Source organism: Streptomyces sp. NPDC052773 (assembly GCF_044547145.1).
In the GTDB taxonomy this organism is placed as follows: Bacteria; Actinomycetota; Actinomycetes; order Streptomycetales; family Streptomycetaceae; genus Streptomyces.
The window spans coordinates 23,621-38,091 of record NZ_JBITZX010000002.1 but is presented as its reverse complement, the minus strand read 5'-3'; the positions used below and the strand labels follow the sequence as shown (position 1 = coordinate 38,091).

At 74.3% G+C, this 14,471-nt stretch carries 16 protein-coding genes; 5 read left to right on the top strand and 11 right to left on the bottom strand.

The genetic code is table 11. From position 1 onward, the window contains the following. Window positions 1-40 precede the first annotated feature (40 nt). Together ACIG0D_RS05305 and ACIG0D_RS05300 are read left to right on the top strand one after the other, a co-directional pair. Entirely contained in the window at window positions 41-688 is a 648-nt protein-coding gene (locus tag ACIG0D_RS05305; protein ID WP_399796399.1) for a hypothetical protein, read from the top strand. 103 nt (window positions 689-791) lie between these two features. Next, the gene (locus tag ACIG0D_RS05300; RefSeq protein WP_399796398.1) at window positions 792-1,376 is read left to right on the top strand and encodes a sigma factor; all 585 of its coding nucleotides are present in this window, start codon (window positions 792-794) and stop codon (window positions 1,374-1,376) included. A 368-nt stretch (window positions 1,377-1,744) separates the two neighbouring features. Here the strand turns inward: ACIG0D_RS05300 and ACIG0D_RS05295 are convergent, their stop codons facing one another. From ACIG0D_RS05295 to ACIG0D_RS05275, 5 genes are all read right to left on the bottom strand, one after another. Then, window positions 1,745-2,917, bottom strand: a complete 1,173-nt coding sequence (locus ACIG0D_RS05295; protein WP_399796397.1) for a GTP-binding protein — start codon at window positions 2,915-2,917, stop codon at window positions 1,745-1,747. A 6-nt stretch (window positions 2,918-2,923) separates the two neighbouring features. Beyond that, window positions 2,924-3,094 carry a 50S ribosomal protein L32 gene (gene rpmF, locus ACIG0D_RS05290; protein WP_399796396.1) on the bottom strand — a complete coding sequence of 57 codons (171 nt, stop codon included), beginning with the start codon at window positions 3,092-3,094 and terminating at the stop codon, window positions 2,924-2,926. Between the two features lie 85 nt (window positions 3,095-3,179). Next, entirely contained in the window at window positions 3,180-3,599 is a 420-nt protein-coding gene (locus tag ACIG0D_RS05285; protein ID WP_399796395.1) for a (2Fe-2S) ferredoxin domain-containing protein, read from the bottom strand. Next, window positions 3,596-4,123, bottom strand: coding sequence for an NUDIX hydrolase family protein (locus tag ACIG0D_RS05280; protein ID WP_166005456.1), 528 nt, complete (start codon window positions 4,121-4,123; stop codon window positions 3,596-3,598). The genes ACIG0D_RS05285 and ACIG0D_RS05280 overlap by 4 nt, the downstream gene beginning before the upstream one ends. 124 nt (window positions 4,124-4,247) lie before the next feature. Then, complete coding sequence (locus tag ACIG0D_RS05275) at window positions 4,248-5,060, bottom strand: SAM-dependent methyltransferase (RefSeq protein WP_399796394.1); 813 nt, start codon at window positions 5,058-5,060, stop codon at window positions 4,248-4,250. Window positions 5,061-5,323: 263 nt separating this feature from the next. On the opposite strand from ACIG0D_RS05275, the gene ACIG0D_RS05270 reads away from it, so the two are divergent. Both ACIG0D_RS05270 and ACIG0D_RS05265 read left to right on the top strand, forming a co-directional pair. Then, a complete protein-coding gene (locus ACIG0D_RS05270) occupies window positions 5,324-6,202 on the top strand; it encodes a Cof-type HAD-IIB family hydrolase (RefSeq protein ID WP_399796393.1) in 879 nt (292 codons plus the stop codon). 527 nt (window positions 6,203-6,729) lie between these two features. Further along, a complete protein-coding gene (locus tag ACIG0D_RS05265; RefSeq protein ID WP_399796392.1) occupies window positions 6,730-7,689 on the top strand; it encodes a Dyp-type peroxidase in 960 nt (319 codons plus the stop codon). Between the two features lie 47 nt (window positions 7,690-7,736). Here ACIG0D_RS05265 and ACIG0D_RS05260 read toward each other — a convergent pair whose 3' ends face one another. The 6 genes from ACIG0D_RS05260 to ACIG0D_RS05235 all read right to left on the bottom strand — a co-directional run bounded on the left by ACIG0D_RS05260 (window position 7,737) and on the right by ACIG0D_RS05235 (window position 13,049). Continuing rightward, window positions 7,737-9,203, bottom strand: a complete 1,467-nt coding sequence (locus ACIG0D_RS05260; RefSeq protein ID WP_399796391.1) for a serine/threonine-protein kinase — start codon at window positions 9,201-9,203, stop codon at window positions 7,737-7,739. 310 nt (window positions 9,204-9,513) lie between these two features. Beyond that, window positions 9,514-10,326, bottom strand: coding sequence for an SAM-dependent methyltransferase (locus tag ACIG0D_RS05255; RefSeq protein ID WP_399796390.1), 813 nt, complete (start codon window positions 10,324-10,326; stop codon window positions 9,514-9,516). A 62-nt stretch (window positions 10,327-10,388) separates the two neighbouring features. Further along, window positions 10,389-11,036 carry an endonuclease gene (locus ACIG0D_RS05250; protein ID WP_399796389.1) on the bottom strand — a complete coding sequence of 216 codons (648 nt, stop codon included), beginning with the start codon at window positions 11,034-11,036 and terminating at the stop codon, window positions 10,389-10,391. Then, a complete protein-coding gene (locus tag ACIG0D_RS05245) occupies window positions 11,033-11,365 on the bottom strand; it encodes a DUF3140 domain-containing protein (protein ID WP_399796388.1) in 333 nt (110 codons plus the stop codon). Before ACIG0D_RS05245 ends, ACIG0D_RS05250 begins: the two co-directional genes overlap by 4 nt. 35 nt (window positions 11,366-11,400) lie before the next feature. Then, complete coding sequence (locus tag ACIG0D_RS05240) at window positions 11,401-11,883, bottom strand: Dps family protein (RefSeq protein WP_399796387.1); 483 nt, start codon at window positions 11,881-11,883, stop codon at window positions 11,401-11,403. 344 nt (window positions 11,884-12,227) lie between these two features. Then, a complete protein-coding gene (locus ACIG0D_RS05235; RefSeq protein ID WP_399796386.1) occupies window positions 12,228-13,049 on the bottom strand; it encodes a lysophospholipase in 822 nt (273 codons plus the stop codon). A gap of 173 nt (window positions 13,050-13,222) precedes the next feature. Between ACIG0D_RS05235 and ACIG0D_RS05230 the strand changes: the two genes are divergently transcribed. After that, entirely contained in the window at window positions 13,223-14,410 is a 1,188-nt protein-coding gene (locus ACIG0D_RS05230; protein WP_399796385.1) for a thiolase family protein, read from the top strand. Window positions 14,411-14,471 lie beyond the last annotated feature (61 nt).

Here is a 14,471-nt window from a genome sequence, read left to right as displayed (position 1 = left end):
CGAGTGGGGATCGAGCCCCGGATGGGAGGATGGGGCCGTCATGACGGCAGGGTGGGGTGCGCGCACGGTGCGGGCCGCGGTGTTCGCGGCCGTCTGCGTGCTGCTCGCCGCCCTGGGACACGTCCTGATGTCCGGCCGGCACGTGCCCGGCTGGACGCTGGCCGGCGGGCTCGCGGTCACCGGCGCCGTCGGCTGGGGGCTGGCCGGGCGGGAGCGAGGACTGCCGTTGATCACGGCCGTCGTGGTCACGGCCCAGACCGCGCTGCACTCGGCGTTCTCGTACGCCCAGTCGGGAACCCCGGACACCGGCCACACCGCCCACATGGCCCATATGACCCCTACATCGGGCCACATCGTGCATATGGCGGATATGGGGGACATGGGGCGCTCGATGGTGGCCGACCCGGCCCCCGCCGGAGCCTCGTCCGGCATGCTCGCCGCCCACCTCCTCGCCGCGCTGCTGTGCGGCCTGTGGCTCGCCCACGGCGAGCGCGCCGCCTTCCGTATCCTGCGCGCCGTCGCCGGCTGGCTCGCGGCGCCGCTGCGACTGCCGCTCCGGCTGCTCGTCGTCGCGCCTCCGCCCCGCCCGCGCCTGCGCCGGCGCCGCTCGGACCGGTCGCCGCGCCGGCTCCTCCTCGTCCACGCGATCACCTCCCGGGGTCCGCCCGTGGGGACCGCTGTCGCCTGACGACAGCCGGTTTCCCGGGGCCGCCCGTGTGCGCCCCGGGCCCCGGCCGTACGCCCGCGCAGGGCCGTACGGCCGCTTCCCCACGTGACGAGAAGGACACCAGGTGATCACTTCTGCCCTGCCCACTGCCCTGCCCGCGCCTGAACGCGCCGACGAGTCGATAACCGCGTGGGCGCTCGCCGCCCGCGGCGGTGACCCGGACGCCGTCGACCGGTTCGTCCGCGCCCTGCACCGTGACGTCCTGCGGTACGTCGCCCACCTCTGCGGCGACCCCCAGGCGGCCGACGATCTGGCCCAGGACACGTTCCTGCGGGCGCTCGGCAGTCTGCACCGCTTCGAGGGGCGGTCCTCGGCGCGCTCCTGGCTGCTGGCCATCGCCCGCCGGGCCGTAGTCGACAGCTACCGCCACGCCGGCAGCCGGCCGCGGCCGTGCGACGCCGTGGACTGGCGGGTGGCGGTGGAGCGGGCGCAGCCGTGCGGGCTGCCGGGCTTCGACGACGGGGTCGCCCTGCTGGACCTGCTGGCGGCGCTGCCCGACGAGCGGCGGGAGGCGTTCGTCCTCACCCAGCTGCTCGGACTGCCGTACGCCGAGGCGGCCCGGATCGGCGGCTGCCCGATCGGCACTCTGCGCTCACGGGTCGCCCGGGCGCGCGCCACGCTGATCGACCTCCTCGCGGCGGCGGCCTGAGACGAAGGGAGGGTGCCCGCGGGCCTCGGGCACCCTCCCCTCGGGCTGTGCGCCCGGCGGCCTCCGGGCTGACGGCCCGGCGCGGGTGTGGTCGGTGGGGCGGGCCAGGGTGGCGTGGAGGCCGTGACCTCCGTCCCCGCCCGCCAGGCGGCCGAGACGGGGGCCGTGACCTCCGTCCCCGCCCGCCAGGCGGCCGAGGCGGTCGCTCGTCCGTCCCTACGCGCGCTCACCGCGATCGGGCGGACGGTCCGGCCCAGCGGGTCGTCGGACAGGCCGTGCTGTGACGGGCACGCACGAGCGTATCCGTGCGGACCGGACGGACCGGACCGGGCGGTGCCGTGGCTGCGTCCACCGCCCGGTCCGGATTCTCAGTGTTCCCCGACGAGTTCGGGGTGCTCGAGCGCGCAGGCCTCGTCGATGCCGTGGGCCGTCCAGGCGGGGAACGGGTCCTCGGCGGGCAGCGGCTCGTCGGCGCGCAGCAGACACGTGGACAGGTCCGCGTGCAGCGACGCCGCGTCGAGCCCGGTGCCGATGAAGACCAGCTCCTGCGCGTGGGGCGCCTCGTGGTCGCGGGCCGCGGACGGTTCGAAGCGGGCGACGGACCCCGCCTGCGACCACAGGCCGGTCACGTGCGGGCGGGTGGCCAGGGTGAAGAAGCCCTTGGAGCGCAGGATCCGCCCGTGGGCGCCGCTGTCCATCCGCTCGGTGACGAACGTCCACAACCGCCCGGGGTGGAAGGGGAGTTCGGAGCGGAACACGGTCGAGGAGATGCCGTACTCCTCGGTCTCCGGAACGTGGTCGCCGTTGAGTTCGCGGACCCAGCCCGGCGCCTGCTGGGCGCGCTCCAGGTCGAACAGGCCCGTGTCGAGCACCTGGCGGAGGTCCACCCGCCCGTGTGTGGCCGGGACGATCCGGGCCGCCGGGTTGAGCCGGGTGAGGGCCGCGCGCAGGCGGTCGGCGGTGGCGGCGTCCACCAGGTCCAGCTTGTTCAGCACGATCACGTCGGCGAACTCGACCTGGTCGATGAGCAGATCGCTCACCGTGCGCTCGTCGTCCTCGTACGGCGCGAGGCCCCGCTCGGCCAGTTCGTCACCGCTGTCCAGCTCGGACAGGAAGTTGGCCGCGTCGACCACGGTGACCATGGTGTCCAGCCGGGCCAGGTCGCCGAGGGTGGCGCCGTCGTCGCGGGCGAAGGCGAACGTGGCGGCCACGGGCATGGGTTCGGAGATGCCGGACGACTCGATCAGCAGATGGTCGAAGCGCCCCTCGCGGGCCAGCCGGTCGACCTCCTCCAGCAGATCGTCCCGCAGGGTGCAGCAGATGCAGCCGTTGGTCATCTCGACCAGCCGCTCCTCGGTCCGCGACAGCGCGGCATCGCCGCCGCGGACCAGCGCCGCGTCGATGTTGATCTCGCTCATGTCGTTGACGATCACGGCGACGCGCAGCCCCTCGCGGTTCGCGAGGACATGGTTGAGGAGCGTGGTCTTGCCCGCCCCGAGGAACCCGGACAGGACGGTGACGGGCAGTCGGTCGTACGGCATCGGGGGTCAGCCCTCGGGGCGCAGCAGCCCGCGCTCGTACGCCCGGACCAGGTGCTGCGGCACGAGGTGGCGGATGCCGTCGACGGTGACGGGGACCAGGTTCGGCGTGCTCGCCTTCCACTGGGCGCGGCGGTGGCGGGTGTTGCTGCGGGACATCTTCCGCTTGGGAACGGCCATGGGAGTCCTTCCTGGGTCGGTGAACCAGGCAGCACGCTACATGAAAATGGATCCCATTACGAAAAGGGGTCCGCGGTTCATTCCCTCAGCGGCGGCGGCTGCGCACCTTCCCCTCCCGTGGCGCCGGGATGAACTGCAGCTCCAGCGTGGCCGGCGGCTTCGCCACTCCGGGGCCGCCCGCCGCCGCCCACGCCAGCAGCTCCTCCGTGGAGTCGTCGTCCATGGCGAACCCCACCCAGACCGCGCGGCCCCCGGCCCGCCGCCCCGCGCCGGAGGGCTGGACGACGATGACGTTCGCCTGGTCGCAGGGGCCGAGGCAGTCCGTCGTACGGACGGTGAACCGGCCGCCGGAGTCCGCGGCGGCGGCCCGCAGCCGCTCCAGCTGCCAGGCGTGGTCGGTGCCGGGATGCTTGCGCGCGTTGCCGCAGCAGCAGCCCCGGCACACGACGAGCGTGCAGGGGCGCGGGGCGAAGCGCAGGGTGCCGCCGCTGCCCGTCGTGCTCAAAGCGCCAGGCCCACGTGGGCGAGGGCCTGCTTGAGCAGGACGCCGTGCCCGCCCGGCATCTCGCTCTGCACCGCCTCCGAGGCGGCCTCCTGGGGGCTGAACCAGACGAGGTCGAGGGCGTCCTGGCGCGGCCGGCAGTCGCCGGTGACCGGGACGACGTAGGCGAGGGAGACCGCGTGCTGGCGCGGGTCGTGGTACGGGGTGACGCCCTGGGTCGGGAAGTACTCGGCGACCGTGAAGGGCTGGAGCGAGGCCGGGACCCGGGGCAGGGCGACCGGGCCGAGGTCCTTCTCCAGATGGCGCAGCAGGGCGTCGCGGACCCGCTCGTGGTGCAGCACCCGGCCGGAGACCAGGGTGCGGCTGACCGTGCCGTCCGGACCGATGCGCAGCAGCAGGCCGATGCTGGTGACCTCGCCGCTGTCGTCCACGCGGACCGGCACCGCCTCGACGTACAGGATCGGCATGCGCGCGCGGGCCAGTTCGAGCTCGTCGGGTGTCAGCCAGCCGGGCGTGGTTTCGGTCATGTCAGACATTGCTTGATCATACTTTCGTGTGTCGTCGGAAAACCGTTTCGGCGCACACGCGCCCGGCCGGCCTCCGGGTGGAGGCGGGGCCTGCCCACCGGGGCCCGGGGCCCTGGGCGCGGGGTCAGGGTTTGACGGCCACGGCGCCGAACTGCGGGACCACCACGGGCCACGGGTTCTCCGGGCGCCACTGCGAGCACGACACCAGCCCCGGCTCCAGGAACTCCAGCCCCTCGAAGAAGGAGGCGATGTCGGTGCGACCGCGGGCGGTGATCGGCGGGGTGGCGTTCTCGTTCCAGAACTTCATGGCCGGGATCTGGCCCTCGCCGCCCAGGTCGGGCTCGAAGGTGGGGTGGGTCAGCACCAGGAAGCTGCCGGACGGCACCGCCGCCATGATCCGGCGCACGATGTCCCGCGCCGTGTCGGTGTCGAGGACGAAGTTCAGGATGCCCAGCATCATCACCGCGACCGGCAGGCTCAGGTCCAGGGTGCGGGCGGCGCGCTCCAGGATGGCGTCCGGGTCGTGCACGTCGGCGTCGATGTAGTCGGTGGCGCCGTCCGGGGTACCGGTCAGCAGGGTGCGGGCGTGGATCAGCACGATCGGGTCGTTGTCGACGTACACGATCCGCGAGTCGGGGGCGATCCGCTGGGCGATCTCGTGGGTGTTGTCCGCGGTGGGCAGTCCGGTGCCGATGTCCAGGAACTGCCGCACCCCGCGCTCCGCGGCCAGGAACCGCACGGCCCGGCCCAGGAACTCCCGGTCGGCGCGGGCGATGTCCCGGATCACGGGGAACATCCCGGCCACGTGATCGCCGACCTGGTGGTCGACCTCGTAGTTGTCCTTGCCGCCGATCCAGTAGTTCCAGACCCGGGCGTTGTGCGCCACACCCGTGTTCAGGCGTGCCGCTCCCTCCGCCGGGGTGGGGGTCTCGCTCACGTCGTGTCCTCTCCTCGCCCATGCCGCGGTCTTCCGCCATTGTGCCGCGTTCATGATCAGCGCGTCCGGGAAACCGGGGGAGCGTCGTCCGGGAGGCCGAGGGGGCGTCGTTCGGGAGGCCGAGGGGGCGTCCGGGGGAGAGGCCAGGAGGCCGGGTGGGCGTCCGGAGGGGCGACGCGTGCGCCCGGACGGGTGAAGTTGCCCGGGTAGGGTTGACAGTCGTCCACGGAACGACAAAGGGCTGCCGTCGCAGGAAGCAGGACATGCCGTACTCCCATTCCCCCCTCCCCACCCCCGCCGACACCCCGCTCGCCCCCGCCGACATCCGGCTCGTGGTCACCGACATGGACGGCACCCTCCTGGACGACGACAAGCGGCCCCCGGCCGGGCTGTGGGAGACGCTGGAGCAGCTGCGCGAGCGCGGGGTGCTGTTCAGCCCGGCCAGCGGCCGGCAGTACGCCACCCTGGCGCGGGAGTTCGCCCGGGCCGCGCAGGGCATGGTGTTCATCGCCGAGAACGGCACGTATGTGGTGCGCGACGGGGTTGAGCTCAGCTCCGACCCGCTGGCGCCGGACGTCGTCGCCCGGATCGTCGCGGCGGTGCGGCGGCTGTCCGCCGACGGCGTGGACGTCGGGGCCGTCGTCTGCGGCAAGCGGTCCGCCTACGTCGAGCGCACCGACGAGCCCTTCCTCGCCGAGGTGCGCCGGTACTACGTCGAGAACCGGACCGTCGAGGACGTCACCGCCGTCGACGACGACATCCTGAAGGTGGCCCTCTACGACTTCGGCCCCGCCGAACGCACCACCGCGCCCGCCCTCGCCCCGTTCGCCGAGACCCACCAGGTCGTGGTCTCCGGCGAGCACTGGGTCGACGTCATGAACCGCACCGCCGACAAGGGCGCCGCCGTCCGCGCCCTCCAGCGGGAACTGGGCATCACGCCAGCCCAGACCATGGTCTTCGGGGACTACCTCAACGACCTGGAGATGATGGACGCCGCCGAGTGGTCCTTCGCCATGGCCAACGCCCACCCCGAGGTCATCCGCCGGGCCCGCCACCTCGCCCCCTCCAACAACGAGGACGGCGTCCTGCGCACCGTCCGGCGGATGCTCGGCCTGCCGGGGCCGGACGGCCGCGTCGGGTGAGACTGGCGGCGCCGGACCGCCGTGTCGGTGAGGTCGGTGTCGTGGGGGGTGTCCGGACCGCCGTGTCGGTGAGGTCGGTGTCGTGGGGGGTGTCCGGGCTGCCGTGTCGGGTGAGGTCGGTGTCGTGGGGGGTGTCCGGGCTGCCGTGTCGGGTGAGGCCGGTGTCGTGGGGGGGGTGTCCGGGCTGCCGTGTCGGGTGAGGCCGGTGTCGTGGGGGATGTCGGGCCGCCGTGTCGGGTGAGGGCGGTGTGCCGTGGCTGGCGTCCGGGCCGCCGTGTCGGGTGAGGCCGGTGTCGTAGGTGGCGCCCGGACCGCCGCGTCGGGGCAGGCCGGTGCCGTGGGCTCGCCCGGGCCGCCGCGTCGGGCGAGGTCCGGCCACCCCGGCTGAAACCGTGCCCCCGGCCGGCGCCGCACCGTGCCCCCCGTGCCCGCGTCGTGCGCCGTGTCACCCCCCGGGGCGGGCCGGGCATGGTGACGGGTGCCGACCGGCCACCGTGGCCGTGGCGTCACGTCGAAGAGGGGGAGCCATGTCGTCCTCGGTTCCGTCGGTTCCAACGCCCCGCGGCCGGCCGCAGCCCGTGCTCGGCCCGCCCGCCCGCGCCGCGTTCTTCCTGGTCGTCACCGTCGACCCCGGCGGGGAGAGCGCCGCCCGCGAGGTGCTGGCCGCGCTCCCCGGGTGGGAGCGGGCACTCGCCTTCCCGCACCCCGACGCGGGCCTGTCCTGTGCCGCGGGCATCGGCGCCCAGGCCTGGGACCGGCTCTACGGCACGCCGCGCCCCGCCGGCCTGCACCCGTTCCGCGCGCTGGCCGGACCCCGCCACCACGCCGTCTCCACCCCCGGCGACCTGCTCTTCCACATCCGCGCCGCGCGCCCCGACCTGTGTTTCGCGCTGACCGCCGAGATCATGAAGGGGCTGTGCGGCGCGGTCACCGTCCAGGACGAGGTGCAGGCGTTCGCCCACTACGACGCCCGCAACCTGCTCGGCTTCGTCGACGGCACCGAGAACCCGGTCGGCGCGGACGCGGCCGAGGCCGCGCTGATCGGCGACGAGGAGCCCGAGTTCCGGGGCGGCTCCTACGCGATCGTGCAGAAGTACCTGCACGACATGGCGGCCTGGGAGGCGCTGACGACGGAGGAGCAGGAGCGGGTGATGGGCCGGGCCAAGGCGACCGGCCTCGAACTGGACGCGCCCGGTTCCCACAAGGAGGTCAACACCGTGCTCGGCCCGGACGGCACCGAGCAGCGCATCCTGCGCGCCGCCATGCCGTTCGGCCGCCCGGGGCGGGGCGAGTTCGGCACGTACTTCATCGCCTACGCCCGCGACCCGCAGCTCACCGAGACCATGCTGCGCCGCATGTTCGTCGGCACGCCCGCCGGTGGCCCCGACCCCCTGCTGGACTTCTCCCGCGCGGTCACCGGCACGCTGTTCTTCGTGCCCTCGGCCGACCTGCTCCGGGACCTCTCCGAGGACGGAAAGCCCCGCTGACCGGTCAGTCCGCGTCGTCCCGCCGTCAGTCGTCCCCGCCCACGCCGCTAGTCGTCCCCGCCCTCGTCGCCGTCGTCCTCGGCGGGTGCCGGGCCGCCCGCCTCGGGCGGCGGCGCCGATACGGTGGGCGTCGGAGCGGCGGCGGTGGGCGTCTGGGCGGTGGCCGGGGTCGCCGCGGCCTCGCCGCCCGCGGCCGGTGTCCCGGCGGCCGGGACCTGGCCCTGGCCCGGGTCGCCCGCGGCCGGGACCTGGCCCTGGGAGCCCGGGACCTGCTCCTGCGGATCCCCGGCCGGAGCCTGACCCTGCCCCTGCGTCGCGTCCGGGGCGGTCGCCGCGGGGTCGGCGGACGTGGACGGGTCCGTGCGGGAACTCTCGGTGTCGCTGTCATCGGGCGAGAACAGCAGCATCCCGGTGACCATCGCGGCCAGGAACAGGCCCACGCCGGCGGCACCCGCCGCGACCTTCCGCCGGTTCCCGGAGGCCGGGCGGCGGCGGGAGCCCGGGCCGGAGGTGGACGGCAGCATGTACGTCGTCGCGGGACCGGTCTCACCGAGCGGGCGCGGCCGGGGCTGCGCGGGCGGCTGGTGGCGCGTGGCCGACTGCCGGCGCGTGCCCGGCTGTGCCTCGGGGCGCTGCTCCGGCGTGGGCAGCGCCGGTCCCGCCGGGGGCAGTCCGGGTCCGGCCGCGGGCAGCGGCTCGGGGCGGCCCTGCCAGGCGCCCGAGGCGAACCACTCCGCGACCTGCTCGGCGGTGGGCCGGTGTTCGGGCTGCTTGGCCAGCAGGCCGAGCAGATAGCTCTCGAAGGCGGGCGGCAGCTGGGCCCCGAGCTGCCGGGGCGGCGTGGGCGTGGCGTCGAGGTGCTGATGGAGGATGGCGATGGCGCTGTCGGCCTGGAACGGCGGGGTGCCGGTGAGGAGTTGGTACAGCACACAGCCCAGCGAGTAGACGTCGCTGGGCGGTCCCGCGGGCTTGCCCAGCGCGCGCTCCGGCGCGATGTACAGGCTGGTGCCGACGATCTGACCGGTCGCGGTGAGCGCGGCGGCCGGGTCGTCCATGAAGCGGGCGATGCCGAAGTCACCGATCTTCAGGGTGCCGTCGGCGTCCAGCAGCAGGTTGGCGGGCTTGATGTCCCGGTGCACGATGCCCTGCTGGTGGGCGGCGGCGAGCCCGGCGGCGGCCTCCGCGGCGATCCGGGCGACCCGTTCGGCGGGCTGCGGGCCGGAACGGGCGAGCAGCCCGGCGAGGCTGTCGCCCTCGACCAGCTCCATCACCAGGAAGAGCTTGTTCTCGTACGTGCCGAAGTCCAGGACACCGACCACATGGGGGTGGTGGAGCCGGCCGGCGGTCTGCGCCTCCAGCCGGAACCGCGAGGCGGCGGTGGTGTCGGAGTCCTGGGGCAGCAGCAGCTTGACGGCCACCGGTCTGCCGAGCGTGTCGTCGTACGCCCGCCAGACCTCTCCCATCGCGCCGCGTCCGATCGCGTCCTGCAGCCGGTACCGGCCCGCTATGAGCACCTGTGCTTCGTCCTCGTCCTGAGTGAGTCGACCGCCGCGGGCCGAACTCACCGCGCGGGTGCGGGTGATGTGGGGGGAGCGCCGCGGCTGCCACAGCGTACCGGCAGCGCGGGCCGTTGATCACCGTGGGCACTTCGCCGCGGGTGAGTAGCGGGCACGGGGCCGACGTCGGGTGATGTGCACCGGTGCCCGTCAGACCCACCTCGCCCGGCTCGGCCGAACCCCGGGGACCCGGGCCCAGGATGGCCGGAATCAAACCTTGCGGCCGACGTCAGACCTTGCGGCCGATGATCGAACCTTGCGGCCGACCTCAGACCTTGCGGCCGACCGCGCCGTACAGCGACACCGGTCCGCGGCCCAGGTCCGACTCGCCCTCCGCCAGCTCGGGCCGCCAGTCGGCGACCGACACGATGCCCGGGGCCAGCAGTTCCAGGCCCGTGAAGAAGCGGGCTGTTTCGTCGCGCGAGCGGGCGACCAGGGTCATGCCGCCCGCCGTGTACGCCGCGATGCCGCGCCGTACGTTCTCCGGCTCGAAGTCGGCGGTCATCGCCGACAGCACCAGGCAACTGCCCGGCGCCAGCGCCCCGACGAGGGTGTCCACCAGCTCGTAGGCGCCGTCCTCGTCCGCGACGAAGTGCAGCAGCGCGATCAGGGACAGGGCGACGGGCCGGTCGAAGTCCAGGACCTGGGCGGCCTGTTCGAGGATGCGCCGCGGGTCGCGCGCGTCCGCCTGGACGTAGTCCGTGGCGCCCTCGGGGGTGCCGCGCAGCAGGGCCTCGGCGTGCGCGAGGACGATCGGGTCGTTGTCGACGTAGACCACCCGGGACTCCGGGGCCGCCGACTGGGCGATCTGGTGGAGGTTCGGTTCGGTCGGGATGCCGGAGCCGATGTCGAGGAACTGCCGAATGCACTCTTGGCGGACCAGCAGCCGGGTGGCCCGCTGCATGAACCAGCGGTTGGCGCGGGCGGCCCGCGGGGCGCCGTCGTCGATCGCCATGATCTGCCGGCCGAGTTCCTCGTCGACCGGGTAGTTGTCCTTGCCGCCGAGGTACCAGTCGTACACCCGGGCCGGATGGGGCCGTGTCGTGTCGATCCGCCGTACGGGCGGCTCGGTCCCCGTCACGCGCTGCTCCTCCGCTCGGCGAACCCCCGCGGCTGACGAGGGCTGCGAGCAGTCTGACATGATCACGCGGCGCGGCGGAGCGTGTCTTCGGCCACCTCCTTCTCCAGCGCTGCCCGCACCAACGCGGCGGCCAGGACGGCCGGTTCGGTGTCACCGGCCGCCTTCAGCAGCCGGTCACGGTCCTCCGGCAGCCCCAGCCGCCGTGCCCCGGACAGTGCTTTGTCGTCGACGTACGGCGCCACTTCGGGCCAGACCCGCTGCACCTCCCGCAGGAAGATGTCCGCGCCGGCCGGGCCCAGTCCGGGCACCTCCTGGAGCAGCCGCCGCAGCGCGCCGAGATCGCCGTCCGCCTCCTCGCGCAGCCGGCGCAGGTCGCCGCCCCAGCGCTCGGTCAGCAGCCGCGCGCCGTCGCCGAGCATCGTCGCGGTGCGCTCGTCGTAGCGCCGGTAGCCGCCCTGGCCGAGGGCGTCCACCCGGCGCTGCCATCCGGCCTCGGTCATCCGGCGCGGATCGCGCATCCCCGCCTCGTGCAGGGCGCGGGCCGCCGCCACCGCGACCGAGGCCCGGATCCGGGCGCTGAGCAGCACGGACAGGACGAGCAGCCGGTACAGCGGCTGGGGCGTGTTCCGCAGCCGGATGCCCGCCTCCTCGGCGTACGTCCGGCCGTGCGCGCGCGTCAGTTCGCGCACCACGCGCCGCTGGTCGGTCACGGCTTGAGGGGGTCGTGCCCGATCGACATCAGCGCGTGGCGGCGGCTGGTCCGCTCGGGCTCCGGTTCGTTCGCCATGTCCGTCTGCCCGGACACCATCTCCACGACCTTGGACATCACCCGGACGTCCTCGTCGGTGAGATCGGTGCGCCGCTTGCGCAGGATGGCGAGCACCTGCTGCCCGAGCGGGGGACCCGCCTGGTCCGGCAGCGGCTCGGTCAGCTCGCCGGCGTCACGGGTCCGCAGCCAGGAGTCCAGCTCCTGGGAGGTCATGTTCACGACGCGGTGGAAGTCCTCCCACAGCGCGCCCAGTTCGGGGGAATCCGCCATGGCCTGCCCCTTTCCATGTGGTGCGTACGCGGGGGTCAGTCCTCGCGCGGGAAGTTCTCGGCGTCGAACATCCAGCGCTGCTTCTCCAGATCGGCCGTGATGGCGATCAGCAGATCCTGGGTGACCGGATCCGGGCGGTCGGTCGCCTCGATGCGCTCCCGCAGGCGTCCGATCGCCGCCTCCAGCGTCTCCACCAGCACCTGGACCACCTCGCCGTCGCGCACCCAGCCTTCCTTCGGGCTGGGCAGCGTGAACCGGGCGGCGATGGTCTCCGGCCGGCCGTCCGGCGGCACGCCCAGCGCGGCGCACCGCTCCGCGACCGTGTCCGAGTGGGCGCGGGCGGTCGCGACGACCTCGTCGAGCTGGAGGTGGATCGAGCGGAAGCGGGGACCCACGATGTTCCAGTGCGCCTGCTTCCCGATCAGTGACAGCCCGAGCAGGTCCACCAAGGTCTCCTGGAGCGCGTCACAGGCGACCCGGCGGGCGTCCTCGGGCAGTGTGCTCTTCACGACGGTCATGGGGCGCTTCTCCTTCTCACCTCGTCCGAGGGTGTGCGGAACGTACGGAGCGGCGCGGCACGCTCACTGCCGCGGGTGCCGCCCACGCGTCCGGGACCGGTCCGCCGCGTGGCGCGGACACTCCGCGCCGACCGCGCGGCGGGCGCGGACGCGTGGGGCGGTCGCGGTCTCGCGCGGCGCCGGAGCCGGGGTGCCCACGGAACGCAGCGTCTCCGGGGCCTCGCCGGCGCGGGCCGCTCGTCGCAACCACTCCATGCGGGCGCGGGTGCCCCACGCGTACCGCTGCAAACGCGAGGTGTCTCAGGCGGTGAGAGGGGGTTCCGGGGCGTGACGGCCCTTTTCGGTCAGCCTCCGAGGACCCGGTCGACGAACGCTTTCACCTCCGCGAACGCCTCCGCGCGGTTCGTCTCGTGGAACACCTCGTGCCGCGCGCCCGGGAAGATCCGCTCGGTCGTCGCCCCGCCGCTCAGCCGCTCCACACCCGTCCGGCTGCCCACGAGCGGCACCAGCCGGTCGTCGCCGCCGTGCAGCCACAGCAGCGGCAGCGGGCTCACGTCACCGCCCTCGGCGACATCCTCCAGGGTCCGGACGAACGCCCGCAGCGTCGGCCGTTTCATCGGCCCGTGCCACACCAGCGGGTCCGCCGCGTACGCCGCCGCGACCGCCGGGTCCCGGGAGAGCGCGGCGGGGCTGATCGGGATGTCCGGGATCTCGCCGTGCGCCGCCTCGTGGGCGAGCAGCCGCGCGGGGGTCTCCCAGGTGCCGATCACCGGCCCGGACAGCACGAGAGCGGCGAGGCCGGCGCCGTACCGCTGGGCGTACCGGGCGGCTATGAGCCCGCCCATGGAGTGGCCGATCATCACCATCGGTACGTCCGGATGCGCGGACCGGGCCAGCCGCGCCACGGTGTGCACATCGCCGACCACGTCCTCGAAGTCCTCGATCACCACCCGCTCGCCCGCCGACCGGCCGTGGCCGATGTGGTCGGGCCCGAACACGGCGGCGCCGTGCGCGGTCAGCACGCCGGCCAGCTCGGCGTACCGGCCGATGTGCTCGCCGTAGCCGTGCACGACGAGGGCGGTGTACCGGGGGCGGGGGTGGGGCCACTCGCGGACGGCGAGCGCGCCCCGGGTCCCGGTGAGGACGTGCTCGCGGGTGTCGGTCATGGCTCCTCCGGACGCGTCGGGGGTGGGTGGGCGTGGAAGGTTCCGGGGGATCTTCCCAGGGAGCGGTGCGGAGGTCTATAGTCCAAAACTAGCAGTGCTAATTAATTGGGCGCTCCACATCGCCCCCGGTGCTGCCCCTGTTCTGCTGAGCGATGACGGTCAGGAGTCCACTCGTGCGTCCCGTCCACTTCGCGGCCGCCCGCCGCACCCCCATCGGCAAGCTGCGCGGAGCCCTGTCCTCGGTACGGCCCGACGACCTCGCCGCCACCGTGATCCGCGGCCTGATCGCCGGCGTGCCCGCGCTGGACCCGGCCCGCATCGACGACGTCTACTGGGGCGCCGCCAACCAGGCCGGCGAGGACAACCGCAACGTCGCCCGCATGGCCGCCCTCCTCGCCGGGCTGCCCGACTCGGTGCCCGGCGCCACGGTCAACCGGCTGTGCGCCTCCGGCCTGGAGGCCGTCACCACCGCCGCCCGCACCATCGCCGCGGGCGAGGCCGACATCGTGCTCGCGGGCGGCTCCGAGTCCATGAGCCGCGCCCCCTTCGTCCTGCCCCGCCCCGACGAGGCGCTGCCCCACCGCATCGAGACCGCCGACACCCGGCTCGGCTGGCGCCTGGTCAACCCGGCGATGCGGGACCTGCACGGACTGCTGTCCATGGGCGAGACCGCCGAGGAGGTCGCCGCGCGGTACGGCATCGACCGCGAACGCCAGGACGAGTTCGCCCTGCGCAGCCACCAGCGGGCCGCCCTCGCCCGCAAGAACGGCCACTTCGACGACGAACTCCTGCCCGTCACCCGCCCCGACGGCGTCGTCGTCGACAGCGACGAGTGCGTCCGCGAGGACACCTCCCTCGAGAAGCTGTCCCGCCTCAAGCCGGTCTTCCGCGACGGCGGCACGGTCACCGCCGGGAACGCCTCGCCGATGAACGACGGCGCCGCCGGACTGCTGCTGGTCAGCGAGGAGGCCCTGAACGAACTGGGCCTGGAATCCCTCGGCCGCTACGTCGCCGGAGGCTCGGCGGGGGTCCACCCCGACGTCATGGGGATCGGCCCGGTCCCCGCCACCCGCAAGGTCCTCGCCCGGGCCGGCTGGGACATCGGCGACGTCCAGGAGGCCGAGTTCAACGAGGCGTTCGCCGCGCAGGCCCTCGCCTGCGTCGACCAGCTCGGCATCGACCCCGAGCTGGTCAACCCCACCGGCGGCGCCATCGCCCTCGGCCACCCGCTCGGCTGCTCCGGCGCCCGCATCCTGACCACCCTGCTCCACCGCATGCGCCGCACCGGGGCCACGCGCGGGCTGGCGACCATGTGCGTGGGCGTGGGGCAGGGGAGCGCGGTGCTGGTCGAACGGCACTGACCGCACTCCGACGGGCACCGAGCCGCAGCCCGGGCGGACACCACGGGGGCGCCCGAGCCGG

What these genes read in the sequence shown, in the direction of transcription:
- ACIG0D_RS05305 (WP_399796399.1), top strand. Translation starts at nt 41, where the DNA reads ATGACGGCAGGGTGGGGTGCGCGCACGGTGCGGGCCGCGGTGTTCGCG.
- ACIG0D_RS05295 (WP_399796397.1), bottom strand. Translation starts at nt 2,917, where the DNA reads ATGCCGTACGACCGACTGCCCGTCACCGTCCTGTCCGGGTTCCTCGGG.
- rpmF (WP_399796396.1), bottom strand. Translation starts at nt 3,094, where the DNA reads ATGGCCGTTCCCAAGCGGAAGATGTCCCGCAGCAACACCCGCCACCGC.
- ACIG0D_RS05280 (WP_166005456.1), bottom strand. Translation starts at nt 4,123, where the DNA reads ATGACCGAAACCACGCCCGGCTGGCTGACACCCGACGAGCTCGAACTG.
- ACIG0D_RS05270 (WP_399796393.1), top strand. Translation starts at nt 5,324, where the DNA reads ATGCCGTACTCCCATTCCCCCCTCCCCACCCCCGCCGACACCCCGCTC.
- ACIG0D_RS05265 (WP_399796392.1), top strand. Translation starts at nt 6,730, where the DNA reads ATGTCGTCCTCGGTTCCGTCGGTTCCAACGCCCCGCGGCCGGCCGCAG.
- ACIG0D_RS05245 (WP_399796388.1), bottom strand. Translation starts at nt 11,365, where the DNA reads ATGGCGGATTCCCCCGAACTGGGCGCGCTGTGGGAGGACTTCCACCGC.
- ACIG0D_RS05240 (WP_399796387.1), bottom strand. Translation starts at nt 11,883, where the DNA reads ATGACCGTCGTGAAGAGCACACTGCCCGAGGACGCCCGCCGGGTCGCC.
- ACIG0D_RS05235 (WP_399796386.1), bottom strand. Translation starts at nt 13,049, where the DNA reads ATGACCGACACCCGCGAGCACGTCCTCACCGGGACCCGGGGCGCGCTC.